General features: G+C 49.3%; 14 protein-coding genes. 5 read left to right on the plus strand and 9 right to left on the minus strand.

Translation table 11 applies throughout. The annotated features are described in order from the left end of the window. The first annotated feature begins 10 nt into the window (after positions 1–10). From BFO_RS06475 to BFO_RS06490, 4 genes are read left to right on the plus strand one after another with little or no spacing between them, the layout of a single operon-like run. Positions 11–1,369: an aldehyde dehydrogenase family protein gene (locus BFO_RS06475; protein WP_014224841.1), complete on the plus strand. Its 1,359-nt coding sequence runs from the start codon at positions 11–13 to the stop codon at positions 1,367–1,369. Positions 1,370–1,394: 25 nt separating this feature from the next. Beyond that, positions 1,395–2,543, plus strand: a complete 1,149-nt coding sequence (locus BFO_RS06480) for an acyl-CoA dehydrogenase (protein WP_014224842.1) — start codon at positions 1,395–1,397, stop codon at positions 2,541–2,543. Between the two features lie 6 nt (positions 2,544–2,549). Next, positions 2,550–3,332: an electron transfer flavoprotein subunit beta/FixA family protein gene (locus BFO_RS06485; protein ID WP_014224843.1), complete on the plus strand. Its 783-nt coding sequence runs from the start codon at positions 2,550–2,552 to the stop codon at positions 3,330–3,332. A gap of 23 nt (positions 3,333–3,355) precedes the next feature. Continuing rightward, positions 3,356–4,363 carry an electron transfer flavoprotein subunit alpha/FixB family protein gene (locus BFO_RS06490; protein WP_014224844.1) on the plus strand — a complete coding sequence of 336 codons (1,008 nt, stop codon included), beginning with the start codon at positions 3,356–3,358 and terminating at the stop codon, positions 4,361–4,363. Positions 4,364–4,454: 91 nt separating this feature from the next. On the opposite strand, the gene BFO_RS06495 is transcribed toward BFO_RS06490, so the two are convergent. Continuing rightward, positions 4,455–4,931, minus strand: coding sequence for a PaaI family thioesterase (locus BFO_RS06495; protein WP_014224845.1), 477 nt, complete (start codon positions 4,929–4,931; stop codon positions 4,455–4,457). A 99-nt stretch (positions 4,932–5,030) separates the two neighbouring features. Between BFO_RS06495 and lptB the strand changes: the two genes are divergently transcribed. Next, positions 5,031–5,780: an LPS export ABC transporter ATP-binding protein gene (gene lptB / locus BFO_RS06500; protein WP_014224846.1), complete on the plus strand. Its 750-nt coding sequence runs from the start codon at positions 5,031–5,033 to the stop codon at positions 5,778–5,780. Positions 5,781–6,831: 1,051 nt separating this feature from the next. On the opposite strand, the gene mutL is transcribed toward lptB, so the two are convergent. Genes mutL through clpX form a run of 8 tightly spaced genes read right to left on the minus strand, consistent with a single transcriptional unit; the run spans position 6,832 to position 18,096 of the window. Next, a complete protein-coding gene (mutL, locus tag BFO_RS06505) occupies positions 6,832–8,658 on the minus strand; it encodes a DNA mismatch repair endonuclease MutL (RefSeq protein ID WP_014224847.1) in 1,827 nt (608 codons plus the stop codon). After that, the gene (locus BFO_RS06510; protein WP_014224848.1) at positions 8,655–8,966 is read right to left on the minus strand and encodes a hypothetical protein; all 312 of its coding nucleotides are present in this window, start codon (positions 8,964–8,966) and stop codon (positions 8,655–8,657) included. Before BFO_RS06510 ends, mutL begins: the two co-directional genes overlap by 4 nt. Before the next feature lie 15 nt (positions 8,967–8,981). Further along, complete coding sequence (locus BFO_RS06515; protein WP_014224849.1) at positions 8,982–10,586, minus strand: OstA-like protein; 1,605 nt, start codon at positions 10,584–10,586, stop codon at positions 8,982–8,984. Further along, positions 10,583–11,944 carry a peptidylprolyl isomerase gene (locus BFO_RS06520; RefSeq protein WP_041590742.1) on the minus strand — a complete coding sequence of 454 codons (1,362 nt, stop codon included), beginning with the start codon at positions 11,942–11,944 and terminating at the stop codon, positions 10,583–10,585. Before BFO_RS06520 ends, BFO_RS06515 begins: the two co-directional genes overlap by 4 nt. 13 nt (positions 11,945–11,957) lie before the next feature. Beyond that, entirely contained in the window at positions 11,958–12,827 is an 870-nt protein-coding gene (locus BFO_RS06525; protein ID WP_046472583.1) for a peptidylprolyl isomerase, read from the minus strand. Between the two features lie 16 nt (positions 12,828–12,843). Further along, positions 12,844–14,442 (minus strand): foldase protein PrsA, encoded by a 1,599-nt coding sequence (locus BFO_RS06530; RefSeq protein WP_014224852.1) that lies wholly within the window; start codon positions 14,440–14,442, stop codon positions 12,844–12,846. A 37-nt stretch (positions 14,443–14,479) separates the two neighbouring features. Then, on the minus strand, positions 14,480–16,840 hold the full coding sequence (gene recQ / locus BFO_RS06535) for a DNA helicase RecQ (protein ID WP_014224853.1): 2,361 nt from the start codon (positions 16,838–16,840) through the stop codon (positions 14,480–14,482). Between the two features lie 26 nt (positions 16,841–16,866). Beyond that, entirely contained in the window at positions 16,867–18,096 is a 1,230-nt protein-coding gene (clpX, locus tag BFO_RS06540; protein WP_014224854.1) for an ATP-dependent Clp protease ATP-binding subunit ClpX, read from the minus strand. Between the last annotated feature and the right edge of the window lie 17 nt (positions 18,097–18,113).

Consider the following 18,113-nt stretch of genomic DNA (forward strand, 5'->3'; position numbering starts at 1 on the left):
CATCAACACTATGGAAATTAAAGAAATGATCGCCCGAGCTCGCGCGGCACAGAAGGAGTATCAGGAAAGATTTAATCAGGACACGGTCGACGAAGTCGTAAAAGCAGCGACCAAAGTCGTATATGATCGTGCCGAATTATTGGCGCAGATGGCCATCGACGAGACGCAGATGGGGGTGTACGAACACAAGGTCGCCAAAAACAGAAATAAGGCGAAAGGCGTATGGAGTAACCTGCAAGGTAAAAAATCGATGGGAGTGATGGATATCGATGACAAAACAGGACTGATTAAAATAGCCAAGCCCGTAGGAGTCGTTGCGGCCATCACACCGATGACAAACCCGATTGTGACCCCGATGGCTAATATCGCTTTCGCGTTGAAGACGAAGAATGCCATCATCGTAGCACCGCATCCCAAAGCCAAAAATTGTTCGACATACACGGTCAACAAAATCGTCGAGTGTCTGCGCAATTATAACGTTCCCGAAGGACTGATTCAGATCATCGAAGAGCCAAGCATCGAAAAGACGCAGGAACTTATGGCTTCCGTCGATGTGGTGGTGGCTACCGGAGGCATGCAGATGGTACATTCGGCCTATTCGTCGGGCAAACCGTCGTTCGGCGTGGGAGCCGGCAACGTACAGGTGATCCTGGACCGTTTTATCGATTACGACGAAGCAGCCGACAAGATTATCACGGGGCGTGCTTTCGACAACGGCATCATTTGTTCGGGCGAGCAGAGTTTTATCTATCATGCGAAAGATAAACAGGAAGTTTTTGAATCTTTCGTAAAGCACGGTGCATATTTCGTACCCGAAGAAGACCGTGAGAAAGTCGTGAATGCCATCTTCAATAACGGCGCTCTTTGTCGCGACATCGTAGGGCAGAGTGTTGAAATGATCAGTCGAAAAGCAGGTATCTCCGTTCCTGAAGGAACCAGGGTACTGGTCGTGCAGGCTCATGGAGTCGGCCAGGAAGATATGATATGTAAAGAGAAGATGTGCCCTGTCATGGCCTGCTTCCCGTATAATTATTTTGAAGAAGCCATCGATATTGCAAAGACGAATTTGAACCTCGAAGGCAGCGGCCATACGGCAGGTATCCACTCGAACGATCAGGCCAATATCATCAAAGCCGGAATGGAAATCTCCGTCTCACGCCTGATTGTCAATGCACCTTGTTCCATCACTGCCGGCGGGTCGATTCAGAATGGGTTGTCCGTGACCACCACGCTGGGATGCGGAAGCTGGGGAAATAATTCCATCTCGGAGAACTTTACCTACAAACACTTGCTCAATATCACACGCGTTGCACAGGTGTCACCGCATATTCAGATCCCTACCGACGACGAAATCTGGGCAATGAAATAAAATCAACGGACCAAGATAGAAATGTATGGATTTTAATCAGACACGTGAGGAGGCCTTGTTCCTCCAGATGATTCGCACCTTTGCCGAGAAAGAGGTGAAACCGCTGGCTGCGGAAATCGATGAGCAGGAGCGTTTCCCGATAGAGACCGTGCGTAAGATGGGGAAAATCGGGCTGATGGGCATTCCTTTTCCGGTAGAGTACGGCGGAGCGGGAGCCACAAATCAGATGTATTCCATGGCGGTCGAAGAACTGTCGAAAGTGTGTGCTACCACGGGAGTCGTACTGTCGGCGCATACGTCGCTGTGCACCGCCCCCATCTATGAGCACGGCACTGAAGAGCAGAAGAAAAAGTATCTGCCCAAACTTTGTTCGGGCGAGTGGATCGGTGCCTTCGGGCTGACCGAGCCGAATGCCGGAACGGATGCGGCCGCACAGCAGACCTTCGCCGAGGAGGAAGACGATCACTACATCCTCAACGGGAATAAAATATTTATCACCAATGCCGAGTATGCCCATGTATATGTCATCTTCGCCATGACGGATAAAAGTCTTGGCACGAAAGGAATCACGGCTTTCATCGTAGAGAAAGGTATGCCCGGGTTCAGCATCGGAAAGAAAGAATTGAAAATGGGGATACGGGGATCGGCCACATGCGAACTGATCTTTGAGCATTGCATCGTTCCGAAGGAAAACATGCTCGGCACGGTAGGCAACGGCTTCAAGATTGCGATGAAGACGCTCGACGGAGGACGTATCGGGATTGCATCGCAGGCATTGGGAATAGCGCAAGGCGCCATGGACGAGACGGTAAAATACGTGACCGAGAGAAAGCAGTTCGGTAAATCCATCGGTCAGTTCCAGAACACGCAGTTCCAGCTCGCCGATCTGGCAACGCGCATCGAAGCGGCTCGCCTGCTGGTACGAAAAGCCTCGTGGAAAAAAGATCGGAAGATGAATTATACGATGGATTCGGCCATGGCCAAGCTGTATTGTGCCGAGGTAGCGATGGATATGACCATCAAAGCTGTCCAGTATCACGGCGGATACGGTTATACCCGCGAATATCCGGTAGAACGGATGATGCGCGACGCGAAGATTACCGAGATTTACGAAGGTACATCCGAAGTACAGCGACTTGTGATTGCCTCCAACCTACTAAAAAAGAAAAAATAATACATTATGAATATCGTTGTTTGTATCAAACAAGTTCCGGATACGACGGAAATCAAACTCGATCCGGTGAAAGGAACGCTTATCCGCGACGGGGTGCCGAGCATCATGAATCCGGACGACAAGTGCGGACTGGAACAGGCATTGCTCCTGAAAGACAAGTTCGGGGCGCATGTTACGGTCCTTACGATGGGGCCGCCGCAGGCCGAAGCGATTCTTCGCGAAGCGTATGCCATGGGCGCAGACCGTGCCATCCTGCTTAGCGATCGGAAATTCGGCGGAGCCGACACGTGGGCAACATCGTACACGCTGGCTGCCGCCCTGCGAAACATCCCTTTCGATGTCATCTTCTCCGGAAGGCAGGCGATTGACGGCGACACGGCGCAGGTAGGTCCGCAGATTGCCGAACATCTCGGATTGCCGCAGGTTACGTATGTGGAACACGTAGAATATGACGGGGACGAGACGTTCACCGTCACCAAAAGCACGGAAGAAGGGTACGAGATACTCGAAGTCGGCCGGCCTTGTCTGTTCACCGTTATTTCGGCGGCCGAGCCGCCGCGCTATATGAATGTACGGCTCATCATGACTGCCTATGAGCGGGAAATTGAAGTGTGGGGTTTCGATCATATCCGTGTGGACGCGGAACAGATCGGTCTCAAAGGCTCTCCGACAAGGGTAGCCAAATCGTTCACCAAGGGAGCGAAGGCGATGGGAGTGCTGCATGAAGTATCTCCCGAAGAAGGCGCACAGATTATTTTTGAGAAATTACAGGAAAAATTCATCATCTAACACCCCGCTATTGTGATTACATCATGAACAAGGAAGAATATAAAGGAATCTTCGTCTTTGCCGAACAACGGGAAGGCGAAATCAAAAACGTAGCTTTTGAACTGATCGGAAAAGCGCGCGAGTTGGCCGAAGCTGTGGGTGAAGACGTCACGGCGCTGTTGCTCGGCGATCAAGTATCCCCCTTGGCACAGAGCCTGATCGAAGCGGGCGCCGACAGGGTGCTGGTCATCGACTCGCCCGAACTGAAAGATTATCTGACGGAGCCATACACGCAAGCCGTTACCCACCTGATCAAGACCTACAAGCCGGAAGTCCTGCTTATCGGAGCGTCGACGATCGGGCGCGATTTGGGCCCGCGTGTCTCGGCACGGGTAAAGACCGGGCTTACGGCCGACTGTACGGCGCTGGCCGTTTCGGACGAGCGCGACCTGCTAATGACGCGCCCCGCGTTCGGCGGAAATCTGATGGCGACGATTGTCTGCAAGGAACATCGTCCGCAGATATCGACCGTTCGCCCCGGAGTGATGCGCCGCCGGCCGGCCGACAAGAACCGTACAGGAGAGATCGTAAACGTAAACATGCAGTTTGATGCCTCGGCGTTCAAGGTACGTTTAGTCAAAAAAGAAAAGAAACCAAAGAGTCTGGTAGATATTACCGAAGCCAAAATCTTGGTATCCGGCGGACGCGGCGTAGGCAGCAAGGACGGCTTTTCACTGCTCGAAGCGCTGGCTTCGTCGATCTGTGCAGAGGTCTCCTCGTCGCGCGCGATGGTCGATGCCGGCCTGATCGATCACGAAAGGCAAGTCGGACAGACGGGCAAAACCGTTCGCCCCGACGTGTACTTTGCCTGTGGCATATCAGGCGCCATCCAGCACCTGGCAGGTATGGAAGAGTCGGACTATATCATTGCCATCAATAAAGACAAGTTCGCGCCGATCTTCCACGTGGCCGACCTCGGTATCGTGGCCGACCTGACGAAGGTCGTGCCGTTACTTACCCAGAAGCTGCAAAAGGCTCAGATGAAAACGTAAAACCGTAGACTTCTTTATTTATTTGGGTTTTGCCCCGGGACGGCACACGAACTTAGAAGTTCGTATCTGCTGCTTCCGGGGCAAATACTTTTCAAGGGCTCGGCGGCAAAGCAACCGAGACCATCTGCGCTTTGACGGTCACGACGCCGGCCGCTGTAAGCCATAGCTCCATGCGAACCTTCCGGGCGGTAACTTCGAGAATTCGCGCGTGGAGTTCAAGCGTCATCCCCATGGGAGTAGGCTTCAGGTAATCGAGTTGAAGAGAGGCCGTCACGTAGCGGAGCGCGGGCAGACTGCCCATCGCTCGTCCGTGAAAGCGGTAACCGGCTGCTGCTGCCGTTCCGTTGCCGTGACAGTCGAGGATGGCGGCAATGAGTCCTCCGTACACATATCCCGGATAACCGCCCGTATGATACGGTTGAGGGGTGTAGAAAGCGATGGTCGCATCGTTCGCATCGTCGTTCCAGTAGCTTTTGATATGCAGCCCGTGCGGATTCTCCGCGCCGCAGCCGAAACAGTGCCCGAAGGCTTCGGGGTAATAATCTTGAAATGCTTTTAGGTTCGTCATGATAAAGTTGTATGATAGCATGCGTGTTGATACGTATGATTTACGGCCGAAAGATACAAAAATATCCTATCTTTGCAGCGGGTAAAAAAATCAGAACCGATGGATGAACAGCAAATGATGCTCCGCACCGAAGATTTGGTGAAGAAATACCGCACACGCACGGTGGTGAATCACGTATCGATCAATGTAAAGCAGGGCGAGATCGTCGGGTTGCTCGGCCCTAACGGGGCAGGTAAAACGACGACGTTCTATATGAGCGTGGGGCTGGTCACTCCCAATCAGGGCAAAATCTTTCTGGACGATACGGAGATCACCGGTTATCCCGTCTATAAGCGCGCCCGCCTCGGAATCGGTTATCTGGCGCAGGAGGCCTCGATTTTTCGCAAGATGACGGTCGAAGACAATATCCGTTCCGTACTCGAGATGACCGACAAGCCGAGGGAGTATCAACGGGCGAAGATGGAAAGCCTGATCGAGGAGTTCGGTCTTCAGAAGGTACGCAAGAATCTGGGCGACCGCTTGTCGGGCGGTGAGCGCCGTCGGGCGGAAATTGCCCGCTGTCTGGCCATCGACCCGAAATTTATCATGCTCGACGAGCCGTTCGCCGGTGTAGACCCCATCGCCGTGCAGGATATTCAGACCATCGTCGCCCGTCTCAAGCATAAAAACATCGGCATCCTTATCACCGACCACAATGTGCACGAAACGTTAAGCATCACCGACCGCGCCTATCTGCTGTTTGAAGGGAAAGTACTCTTTCAAGGCACGGCCGAAGAGCTGGCAGCCAACGAAATTGTGCGCGAGAAGTATCTGGGACGAGACTTTGAGTTACGCAAGAAAAACCTCTAAGGCCTCTGCGAACATCAAAAGCAGGGCGCTTGTCTTGTCCATAATTTTCATAATTTTCACTGGTTTCAAATAGCATGCTGACAACCGATTATCCAACCGCAAACAACCTTTGCCGCAAAACGAAAAAAAAATGCCTCAGGCTTACAGCCCTGCAAGTGTTGAGGTGTTGATCTGTTGAGGTGTTGATCTGTTTGCTGACCGTTGTAAAAGCCCTGAAAGGGCGCATTAATTCAGCCCAATGCAGAGCGAAGCGAAGCGTTGGGAAAACAGGCGCCCCCTCGGCGGAGGGATGAAAGCCTGACGTAATTCAGTTGTTAATTGTCAATTGTTATGCGTGGTTATCCGAACGCAAATTTCGCAAATGGCGCAAATCAACGCTGTACGCACCGTAGAGACGCAATGACTTTTGCGAGTAAGCGAGAGCAGAGCCGAATTTATTCGAGCTATGCCGAGCGTGAGCAAATTGTTAGAATAAAATTGCATCTCTACACCATGTACCCGGCATGACCATTGACAATTAACCATTGACAATTAATTTCGTCGATGGGCCTCGGGCGGTGAGCTGACGGAGCAGCGAGCAGGGCGAAAGAAAATCAGGCTGTCCGAAGCGAAGCGAGTTACCTGATTTTCCGACCTGCGAGCGTCGCGAAGGCGTGTGAAGCGCACGAAGCCTTGACCTTTTGGTTACTTTTGGGTCAAGCCAAAAGTGACAGAAGGAGATTCTTCGCTTACGCTCTGAATGACATATTAATGGTTAATTGTCAATTGTCAATTGTTATGCCGGGTACACGGTATCCGAACGCAGAGGGACATCCCCCCCCTTCAAAGGGGGGAAGAGCGAAGCGAAGGGGGATGTTATCCCTTCAAAGGGGGGGGAAGAGCGGTAAAACGAAAAAATCTGTGTGAAGATTTATTCCCCGCAAATTGTTTCTGATAAATCACAGTTGTGAATTATCTCCTGCAAATTGTTTTTAATAGATCATAGTTGTGATTTGTCTCCCGCAAAGGGGGTTGTCATCAATCCACGTGAGGGATTGGTGTCTTTTCGTTGTCAACTCTTGAAGTGCGAGGCAAGTTCATCATCCGTCAGGATAAAGAGGATGGGTTTTCCATCGGGAGTCAGGCGATTCGATTCGGACGAGAACAGGGCGGCCATCATCGCTTCCATTTCTTCGACGGAGAGCGGTTTTCCCGGACGTATGGCAGCCGATTGGGCCAGCGAGAGCGCAAGAGCTTCGGCTATCTCGTCGCCGAGAGCGCCGCATAACTCGGCTGCACTATGAACGAGGTCTTTGAGCAGCTCGGCAGGATTGTTTTCCTCCACTCCGGCCGGGAGCGCCGTTATCGAGTAACTGTTGTTTCCCATCGGGTTGAGGTCGAAGCCCAGCCGGCGCAGGTCGTCCATCAAGTTCGGAATCAAGGCGGCTTCGGCAGGTGTAAGCTCGATGAGTTCGGGGAAGAGCATCTGCTGTGAGGCGGCTTTCTGCTGTCTGACGTTGCGGATGTATTGATTGTACAGAATCCGTACATGCGCCCGATGCTGGTCGATCAGTACCAGTCCCGATTTCAGCGAAGTGATGATATAGCGGTTTTTATACTGGAAGCAAGGAGAGGAAACGTCGGGGAACAGACTTTCCGGCTTCGGTTCACGCGAGGAAATATCGGAAGATAGTCCCATCTCTTCGGAGGTGTCTTTGCGTCCTTTTTCAAAATCCTGATACAGCATTTCCCAATTCCGTTCGGGATAGGAAGGCCGATGTGAGGTCTGAAACGGATTGTATTTCGTATCGACCTGCACGACAGGGGGGCGAACACGTCCCTGCATCGAAGGGTTGTATGTCGGGATATCGATGGCGCCTTCGGTATCGAAGTCGATGCTCGGTACGGAATTCGATTTGCCCAGCGCTTCCCGTACGGCCGACGAAAGAATCTGCCAAATAGGCTGTTCGTTTTCGAACTTGATCTCCGTTTTGGTGGGATGGATATTTACATCGATTTCAGAAGGGTCTAACGTTATGTAAATGAAATAGTCAGGATATTCGCTGGCCGGTATCAGCGGCTCGTAAGCGTGCATGACGGCTTTGTGGAAATACGGATGCCGCATATATCGTCCGTTGACGAAGAAATAGTTCTGGTACCCGCGTCGGCGCACGGTATCCGTCCGTCCGATGAATCCTTCGATTTTCACGAGCGAAGTTGCGCTTTCGAGCGGGAGGAGTTTGGGACTAAAACTTTTGCCGAATACGTTTACGATGCGTTGACGCAGCCCCGATGCCGGCAGGTTCATCACCTCCGTATCGTTGTGATAGAGTTTGAAGGCAATCGGCGGATGCACGAGTGCAACGCGCTCGAACTCGGTCATGATGTTGCGAAATTCCGTTTCGTTCGATTTGAGAAACTTACGGCGTACCGGAACATTGTAGAACAGGTTTTTAATCGAGAAAATAGCTCCTTGGATGCAGGCATCGGCTTCGATGGATTCGAGCACGGAGCCGCAGATCGAGAGCCTCGTTCCCAGTTCGGCGTCTCTTGCCCTCGTGCGCAATTCAACTTGCGCCACTGCTGCGATCGAGGCCAGCGCCTCGCCGCGAAAGCCCATTGTGCGCAAGGCATAGAGGTCTTTTGCATCCGAAATCTTCGAGGTGGCGTGACGCTCAAAAGCCATGCGGGCATCGGTCTCCGACATGCCTTTGCCGTTGTCTGTCACCTGTACAAGCGTACGCCCTGCGTCCTTGATATTTACGATGATCTCTGTCGCCTCGGCATCGACTGCGTTCTCCATCAGCTCTTTTACGACCGAGGCAGGTCGTTGAATGACTTCGCCGGCTGCGATCTGGTTGGCGATATGATCGGGTAATAGGTGGATGATGTCGCTCATTGACGAATGTATAAGAACCAGAAAATGAGGGAAAGAATGGCCAGAATGAGCAGCAAACGCATATTCTTGTATATGCGATTGCGCACGTCGTCTCCTTTTGTTTTGCTTTTTTTCAGGTGGGTCGTCCCTTCGATGAAACTGCCTCTGATAGCCTCTTTATATTGTTCGTAATCGGTTTCTTCGACACCCATTTCCATTTTTACCCGATGAATTCGTTTCTCGAGATTTTCCTTGCGGGGATCCCAATAAATCGGTTTATGCTCGAACTGCCGAGGCTTGCGCACGTTATAAAAAGAAAACATTCCCATGATTGTCCCTATCGATTATTCGGGGGCTAAATTACGAAATTTATCGCTTCGTTTGGGTATGTCCTGCGTTTTTCTTCGTACCGGCGTGTAAATATCGTCTTTATTGAGAGGACGCATATAGTCGTACCAGTAAAAGTCTTTGAGTGTTTTTTGCTCGGGATGGAGTTGAGGGATGGGGGTCAGAGTGCCTTGCGGCGACGGCCAGATAAGAAGTTTGTCGATTTTGTTTTCTTTCAACCAGATCGTCATATAGCTGCTCTTCGTCTCGTTCATCCCCACCATGCTCCCGTCTTTCTCTAACGGATAAAATATGGATTCGGCATTGCCGTCGATATGAATCTTACGGACGGCACGTCCCTCGAAATAGGCTTTCAGATCACTTCCTTTCAACTGGTTGAAGCAGGACGAGTCAAGATGCTGAATGGAGAAGGCGAAACGGATCACATGCACATAATCGACGGTCGTGTCTTTCATATAGACGGCAATCGTATCGCCATAGAGCTGATACTCTCCGCTCCACAGTACGGGGTCGGTGTACAGATATAAAACCGAATCTCTCGTGCTGAACTGCATCGAGTCACAGACTCCCTGCAAATCGGCGCGGAAGAAACGCACACCGTGATAAGCTTTGACAATTCGCACCGTCGAATCGACCGTCATCATTTCGAACGTGTCGGCATGCATATAAAGCGTATCGCCTTGCGAATATTCGAGGCAACGGGCGCTGTCGGTCGCAAATGCGTATTCGTTCTTTTCGTCGTAAAACCCGTACTGTCCTTCGAAAATAATTTTTTGTGCCGTGTCCTGCAAGAAGATATTGCCAAAAGCTTCGCCAAAGCCCACCTCCCGCTTATAGGAGATCGAGTCGCCTGTCAGCAGACGGTTGCCGGAGACGATTTGCGAACGGTCTAAGAGCAGCGCCGTATTCTCGACCGTGTTGTACCAGCCTTTTGAGGTGTATATCTTACCGCTGTCCGATACGATGACCGACGGCCCCAGAATCGTCGCGATCTTCGTTTCCGTACTGTATTGCAACGTGTCGGAATATAATGTGAATTTTTCGTTTTGAAGTCGCACGCTATCGTTAAAGACGGCGATCTTTGTGCCCGGAGCATATTGACCGTAGAAGGAGGACAACTCGTTCTGAGCGTCTACAATTGTTCCTCCTTCGAAATAATAGCCGATATTGGCGGCGCGGTCGTAGTTCAGGCTGTCGGTAAAGAGTGTTACGACCGAGCTGTCTGCCTGAATATTTTCCATGCGCACGTTTTCGCGCATCTTAGCCAATTGTATATTCCCGTCATAAAAGAGGTAGTTCCCGTACACAAACAGGGTGTCGCCCTGTTCCATACGTACCGACCCGAATGCTTCTAATGAACTGCTTTGTTCATAGAAGTAAGCGCTGTCACAATACATATACGAACTGTCGTGACGGAAACTGACATTACCACTCAATACTTGCCGGTCGGCGTTCACCTCTTTGTCGAACAATTGCATGTCCGCATGTTCCAGATAGACTTTTGTTTTTGAAGAAGGGGTTCTATCTGCCTGCTGTGCGGCAAGAGGGAGGCAAAAGAACGGCAAAAGACGGAGCAAGATGTATCTGCCGGCAGTCTTCATTCTTTGATCCAGCCCGGATACCGGAAGTCGCAATTACGCCATCCGTCGGCAATGCGGACGTAGGTTGTTTTTTGTTGTTTAATGACCCAGTCCTTCAGCAATTCTTCTCGTTTGCGGTTTTCGACCAGCGTTTTCAATACTTGATAATCGTCGGTGATGTTTGCGCGATGACTATCCGTTCTTGCTTTGAGCTTGACAATGGCAATCACTTCTTTCTGTTTGTCTGTCAGCATTCGGAAGGGTTTCGACAGTTCTCCCACCTTCATCCCATAGACGACCTTGCTGACGTCCTGCGGCAACTCCTGCATCTCGAACTTAGGAGTTCCGGCATGACTGCTTTCATAATTCTGATTAACCATCAATCCTTTGTTGTTACGGGTATCCTTGTCGAACGAAAGATACATTGCCGCCTCTTCAAACGTCAGTTTATGGCTTTGGATATCGGCATAAAGCGAATCCATGCGGGCGGTTGCTTCGTTCAGCTCCTTGTCCGATACCCTTGGGCGTAACAGGATATGCCGACAATTGACGCGGTCTCCTCTTTTTTCGATCAGCTGGATGATGTGATAGCCGTATTCAGTTTCGACAATATTCGAGACGCGTTTCGGGTCGGAAAGGTTAAATGCGACGTTGGCAAATTCGGGCAACAAGCTTGTCTTGCCCAGAAAGCCCATCTCCCCGCCGCGGGAGGCGGAGCTGGGATCTTCGGAATAGAGACGTGCCAGCGTTGAAAATTCCATCTTACCGCTGTTTACCTGTTCGGTAAATTCGCGTAATCGAGCCTTGATGGCATCCGTTTCTTCGAAAGATATTTTAGGCTCCATCGTGATGATCTGTACCTCGACGGTTGTAGGGATCATCGGTAGACTGTCCTCCGGGATATGCTGAAAATAACGGCGCACATCCGAAGGGGTGAGCTTGATTTTACCGACCAGCTTCTTCTGCATCTCCTGCACAATCTGCTGCTCCCGTACCATCACCTTCCGCTCTTCCTTGATCTGTGGCAGTTTTTTGTTGTAGTATTCTTCCAGTTTTTCTTTCGATCCGCTCTGGTTAATCGCCCAAGTGATCCACTGATCCACAGCACGGATCACCTGACTTTCACTCACGTCTACACTGTCGGTTTTCGCCTGATTCAAGTATAATTTCTGAATCGCGATCTGTTCCGGAATGATACAGTATGGATCACCGTCGAAACGTTGCCCTTCGTTTTGCATATACAGGCGCTGAAATTCTACGTCCGAGAGGAGTATCGCTTCGTCACCCACCACCCAAACAATCTCATCGATCACATTCTTCTGTCCGTAAGCCATGCCTAGATGACAAGCCAACAAGAAGCATATCCAACCTTTTTTCATCTTATTCTATATTTTATGGTTTTGTATTATAAAAGATGACGTTCCCTTTCCGTACGGCATCACGGTATAGCTCTTCTTCAAAATTTCGTAGAAACTCGACTTTTCGCTTATTGATCATCTCTTCCTCAATTTGCGGTTCCGCATATTCATAAGGAGCAACATTGCCGGCTAACAGATGTTCGGCGATATTCAGGAAATAACAGTAGGAGCTGTCCGTGAATTCCACGTAACGGTTGGTTTTGAGAAATTGGGCCTTATTCGATACATGCATCGGTATCTTAGCTAAGGCTTCATCGAAATCGACCCATCGGTCATAGAAGTAGTCGTAGATCGATGCGTTTTGAATACTGTATTTCTCAATATTCTCTACGGCGTCCAGCTTATCGGATTTATACCATTTTCGTACATTTTCCAAACCGGGAGCATCGACCGGGACTTTGATAAAAAGTCCTTTGATCAGATGCCGGTCTAAGATGAATTTCTGAATATGTTCCTGATAATAGCTTCGCCTGTCATTCTCTCGAATCTCGGCAGACAGTTTGCTGTGTACCATCCCTTCCAGATAACGATGCCGGAGCAATGCCCTGCGATATTCTTCGACAAGCCGGTTGACCTCCTTTTCGTCTTTTCCCAGATTATGCTCGGCAACTTCATAGATCAAGATATCCGTGATCCATTTCTTGATGTAGTTCTCGGCCATCAGGAGACTGTCGGCCGGCGTACTTCCCTGCGGAATGACTTTCTCCACCTCGCTGCGTGTGAGGGTCAGTCCTTCGACCTCTACCAGGATATCAGTCTCTTCCTTTACGGTCGAAGGCCGGCAGGCACTGAAGATACAGAAACCGGCCCATACACACCACAACAATGGAGTTTTTCGTTTCATCGTAGAAAGGGTTATATCACCGAATATATTTTTTCAGATTTTTCAGAACCTTCCAATGGACTTTTGCGTCATATTTACCGTTCAGCTCTTTGATCCACTCTTCTTCAAGTCGGGCCTGGTCTTCGACCGGTTTGCTCCAAACCCGTTCGTTGCTGATCTCGAACAACAGGATACCATCGCGGTACTCTTTCAGCAGCTGTTGAAACTCCGGATGATTTCCTTTCAGGCTACGCCGTCCGAGCTCGTTGATGATATCGCGGACAAAGAGCCGATACACTTCGTTCATAAAATCGCCCGAATACGTTTTTGTAGAGAACGGATAACGACGAAGGTACTCCGCAAACTCTTTCTGAGGGAAATCCATATTATTCATATGCATCAGCACTTTGTCCATTTTGCTGGCGCGGTTATAGAATGCCGTATCGGTAGGGAAATAGTCATCGCACAGACGCTGCAGTTCGTCATACGCTTCCTGATTCAGTTTATAACCTAACTTTTTCTTTTCACGTTCATCATAGCTGTAGAAGAGTTCGAAGTTGTATTCTCCCTGCCGCATGGCATTATAATATGCTTTTTCAACTTCTTCGTACGGGGCTTGAGGTTTACGATCCAACAACTTAATGATATGATAGCCGTAACGTGTTTGAACCGGCTCGGAAATGTCGTTGATTTCTTTCAACGCAAAGGCGGCTTGTTCAAAAGGTTTGACCATCTCGCCCAATCCGAAGTAAGGTACGGCTCCTCCCGTAGCATACGTTCTTCCGTCAATGGAATACTTAGGGACTAAGTCTTCAAATTTTTCTCCGTTCTTCAGTTTTTCGTACACTTCTTTGGCCTTTTGAGCGAACACGATGGTGTCAAAAGCTTCGCCCGATTGTTGCTCGGGGCCGACTAAGATATGTGCCACGCGAACTTTGCCCGGATTCGGAATCTTCCGGTCGATACGGATAATATGGAAACCTAATGGCGTACGTACGGGCTCGGAAATATCTCCGACATTCATCCGGAACACAGCATTTTCAAATGCCTTTACTGCTTGAAGAGGATACAAATACTCGATACGTTCGTACATAACGGTATCCTTGTCTCCACTTGAGGCCATAAGCTCTTTACCGACTTTATCGAAGTCTTCCCCTCCTCGGATGCGGTCGTAGGCGGCTTTTGCTTTGCGATACACCGAGACGGTATCTTTCGATACTGTCTGACTTGGCAACGGAAAGAATATCTGTGTGACTGTCGGAATCTCCTTGCTCCTGTTATAGAGCTCACGAATGGCTAACGCTTCACCGCGTTTATCGGACAGGAAACTGGCGCGCAGCTGTGATTCATAAGTTGTCAACTCTTCCTGAAAGGCTTTCGTTTGGTCTATGCCGGCTGCTTCGGCATCTGCCACTTTCAACTTAAAGTTTTTAAATAATGTCACATAGTTTTCCAGCGATTTTTTATTCATTAAATCTACCCCGCTGTCTTTCTGTGCGATAAACAGAAACTCCGATAAAGGAATATCTTTTCCTGCAATCGTCATAACGACTGGGTCTTCAGCCGTTTTTTCCTGTGCAAATATCGGCGTACCTATCGCTACGGCTAACGCGGTACATAAAATAATCTTCTTCATTACCTTTGCTTTATTTTATGATGTTTATTGTCATGTTTTAATTGGCCATTTCGGAAAGGAATTTAATACGGATCAGACGGATCTCCTCTTCCGTATAGTCGCTTCCCAACTCATCGATGGCTTCCTCCAAATCATCGGTTTTTGCTTCTTTGAAATATTCGTAGATATCATCAACATGATCTTCATCCATTGCTTCCTCGATGAAATAATCGATATTGATCCGTGTACCCGAATATACAATCGACTCGACCTCGTCCAATAATTCGCTGAATTCCAGTCCTTTCGATGCGGCGATGTCGTCAAGAGCGACCTTCCGGTCAATGCTTTGAACAATCCATACTTTCAGCTTTGATTTGTTCGCAACGGTACGTACACGCATGTCTTCCGGACGTTCGATCTCGTTCTCTTCGACATATTTTTTGATCAGCGCCACAAACGCCGTTCCGTATCGTTTCGCTTTTCCGGCTCCCACTCCCGGAATATTTTGTAATTCATCCAATGTAATCGGATAGGTTGTTGCCATCGCTTCCAATGAAGGGTCTTGAAATATTACGAAAGGAGGTACATCCAATTGCTTGGATAGCTTCTTCCGCAAGTCTTTCATGATTGAGAACAGGGCAGGGTCTACGGCACTTGATCCTCCGCTTCGTAGCGTCGTTTCCGTGGCATCATCTTCTTCGAACTCGTTATCTTTTACAATCTTGAATGATACCGGCTGCTTCATATACTCTCTTCCCTGCGGAGTAATCTTTAACAATCCGTAATTTTCAATATCCTTGGCGATATAACCGGCTATCTGCGCCTGACGGATGACCGCATTCCATGTTTTTTCATCTTCATCCTGACCGGCACCAAATAATTCCAGTTCGTTGTGTTTGTATGACAGGATATCGGCAGTCTCATTCCCCAGTAAAAAGCTGATCACATACTCAGTCTTGTATTTTTCTTTTAACGAATCGACAGCTTCCAGAACCGTGAGCAACCATTCTTTTGCCTCGATCAGGGTCTTCGGGTTGAGACAATTGTCACAACAACCGCAATTTTCTTCGAAGTATTCTTCACCAAAGTAATGCAACAATACTTTACGGCGGCATACGGCCGTTTCGGCATAAGCTGCCGTTTCAAGCAATAACTGCTTGCCGATCTCCTGTTCCACAATCGGTTTGCCTTGCAAGAATTTTTCCAGCTTCTGCAAGTCTTTATTCGCGTAAAATGCAACACATTGCCCCTCGCCTCCGTCACGTCCGGCACGTCCCGTTTCCTGATAATATCCTTCTAAACTTTTCGGGATATCGTAGTGTATGACATAACGCACATCGGGCTTATCAATTCCCATACCGAAAGCGATCGTGGCCACAATCACATCGGTTTTTTCCATCAGAAAAGCATCCTGATTGGCCGAACGCTGCTGCGAGTCCATGCCGGCATGATAAGGCAGGGCTTTGATTCCGTTTGCACACAGGATATCGGCAAACTCTTCCACTTTTTTGCGGCTCAGGCAATAGATAATACCGGACTTGCCTTCGTTGGCCTTGATGTATTTAATGATTTCACGATCGATATCTTTCCCCTTCGGACGTATTTCGTAGTACAGATTGGCCCGATTAAATGAAGATTTGAATACTTTCGCATCCATCATCCCGAGATTTTTCTGGATATCGTGCTGTACTTTCGGAGTAGCCGTAGCCGTCAATGCAATCAAGGGGCGTTTCCCGATCTCGTTGATGATGGGACGAATCCGACGGTATTCCGGACGAAAATCATGTCCCCACTCTGAAATACAATGTGCTTCGTCTACCGCGTAGAACGATATTTTAACTTGACGCAGAAACCCGATATTTTCCTCCTTGGTCAGCGACTCCGGGGCTACATAGAGTAATTTTGTTTTACCGGACAGGATGTCCTGCTTGACTTGTTCGATGGCTGCACGGTTCAAGGATGAATTGATAAAATGGGCTACGCCGTCTTCCTCGCTGAAGTTGCGCATGGCATCCACTTGATTCTTCATCAGAGCAATCAGAGGTGAGATAACTAAAGCTGTCCCATCCATCATCAGCGACGGCAACTGATAGCAAAGTGACTTCCCTCCACCGGTCGGCATGAGCACAAACGTATCTTTTCCGGCTAAGACATTCTCGATAATTTCTTTCTGGTTGCCTTTAAACGAGGAAAATCCGAAATGAAATAGCAGCGCTTCCGTTATGTCGGCACCGGTAAGATCCTTCTTTGTCCGACCCGTAGAAACTTTTTTTGCGGTTTGTGCAACGGCTTCGCCCGACATCTTCTTGCCCGACTTACCTGCCGGCGTCTTCTTCTCTACGGGTTTACGTTTCTCCGCCGACGTTTTTGTCTTTTCTACGTTCGGTTCGTCCTCCGTGATGTCTTTTTTCTTTGCCATATGTTTTGTAAATATTTACGATAGCTTTATGCTCTTTGCAGGCGGCTGACATCTGTTTTCTCGAACTGTTCTTTTGCATAATCCAAGGAAACGGCCAGTTTTTTCCTGTTTTGGGAAGGCATTTGATACATGGCGTCCATCATAATTGCTTCCACGATAGAACGCAAACCACGTGCTCCCAGTTTAAATTCAATGGCTTTATCTACCACATATTCATAGACCGCCTCATCAAAGGAAAGTTTGATACCGTCCATTTCGAACAGCTTAACATACTGCTTGATGATAGAGTTCTTCGGTTCGGTTAAAATCTGTCGTAAAGCCGACCGGTCTAAAGGTTCCAAATAGGTCAAAATCGGCAGCCGACCGATAATCTCAGGAATCATGCCGAACGATTTCAAGTCGGTAGGGGTGATGTATTGCATCAAATTGTTTCTGTCTACGACAGCCGTTTCTCTGCTGGCTGCATAGCCGACCACCCGTGTGTTGAGCCGCTGGGCGATTTTTTTTTCGATGCCGTCGAATGCTCCTCCGCAAATGAACAGGATATTACGGGTGTCCACGGCAATCATGCGCTGCTCGGGATGTTTGCGCCCTCCCTGCGGCGGGACATTTACGATCGATCCTTCCAGCAATTTCAGCAAGCCTTGCTGTACCCCTTCGCCGCTGACATCGCGTGTGATCGACGGATTGTCACTTTTGCGAGCAATCTTGTCAATCTCGTCGATAAAGACAATTCCCCGCTGAGCAGCCTCAACATGATAGTCGGCCGCCTGCAACAAGCGTGTCAGAATACTTTCGATATCTTCTCCCACATAGCCGGCTTCGGTGAGTACGGTAGCATCGACAATGCAGAATGGCACATGCAGCTTGCGCGCCACGGTTCGTGCCAGCAACGTTTTTCCCGTCCCCGTGGCTCCGACCATGATGATATTCGATTTCTCAATTTCCACATCGTCCGGCGTCACTTTTTGCATCAGTCGCTTGTAATGGTTATAGACAGCTACCGAAAGGTAACGCTTAGCCGTATCCTGACCGATCACATACTGATCAAGGAATGCTTTTAGTTCCTGAGGCTTAGGGATGTCCTCTCCTTTTGGCATAAATCCTTGACTTTTCGGTTTTGCCTCACGCACGATGTCGTATGCCTGCATGACACAGTCGTCGCAGATCGCACCCGTCAGACCGGTAATCAACAACGTCGCATCTTTGCGACTTTTCCCACAGAAAGAGCAAGAACCGTCTAATGTCTTTGCCATCGTATTCTTTTCGTTGT

Source organism: Tannerella forsythia 92A2, from assembly GCF_000238215.1.
Classification (GTDB): domain Bacteria; phylum Bacteroidota; class Bacteroidia; order Bacteroidales; family Tannerellaceae; genus Tannerella; species Tannerella forsythia.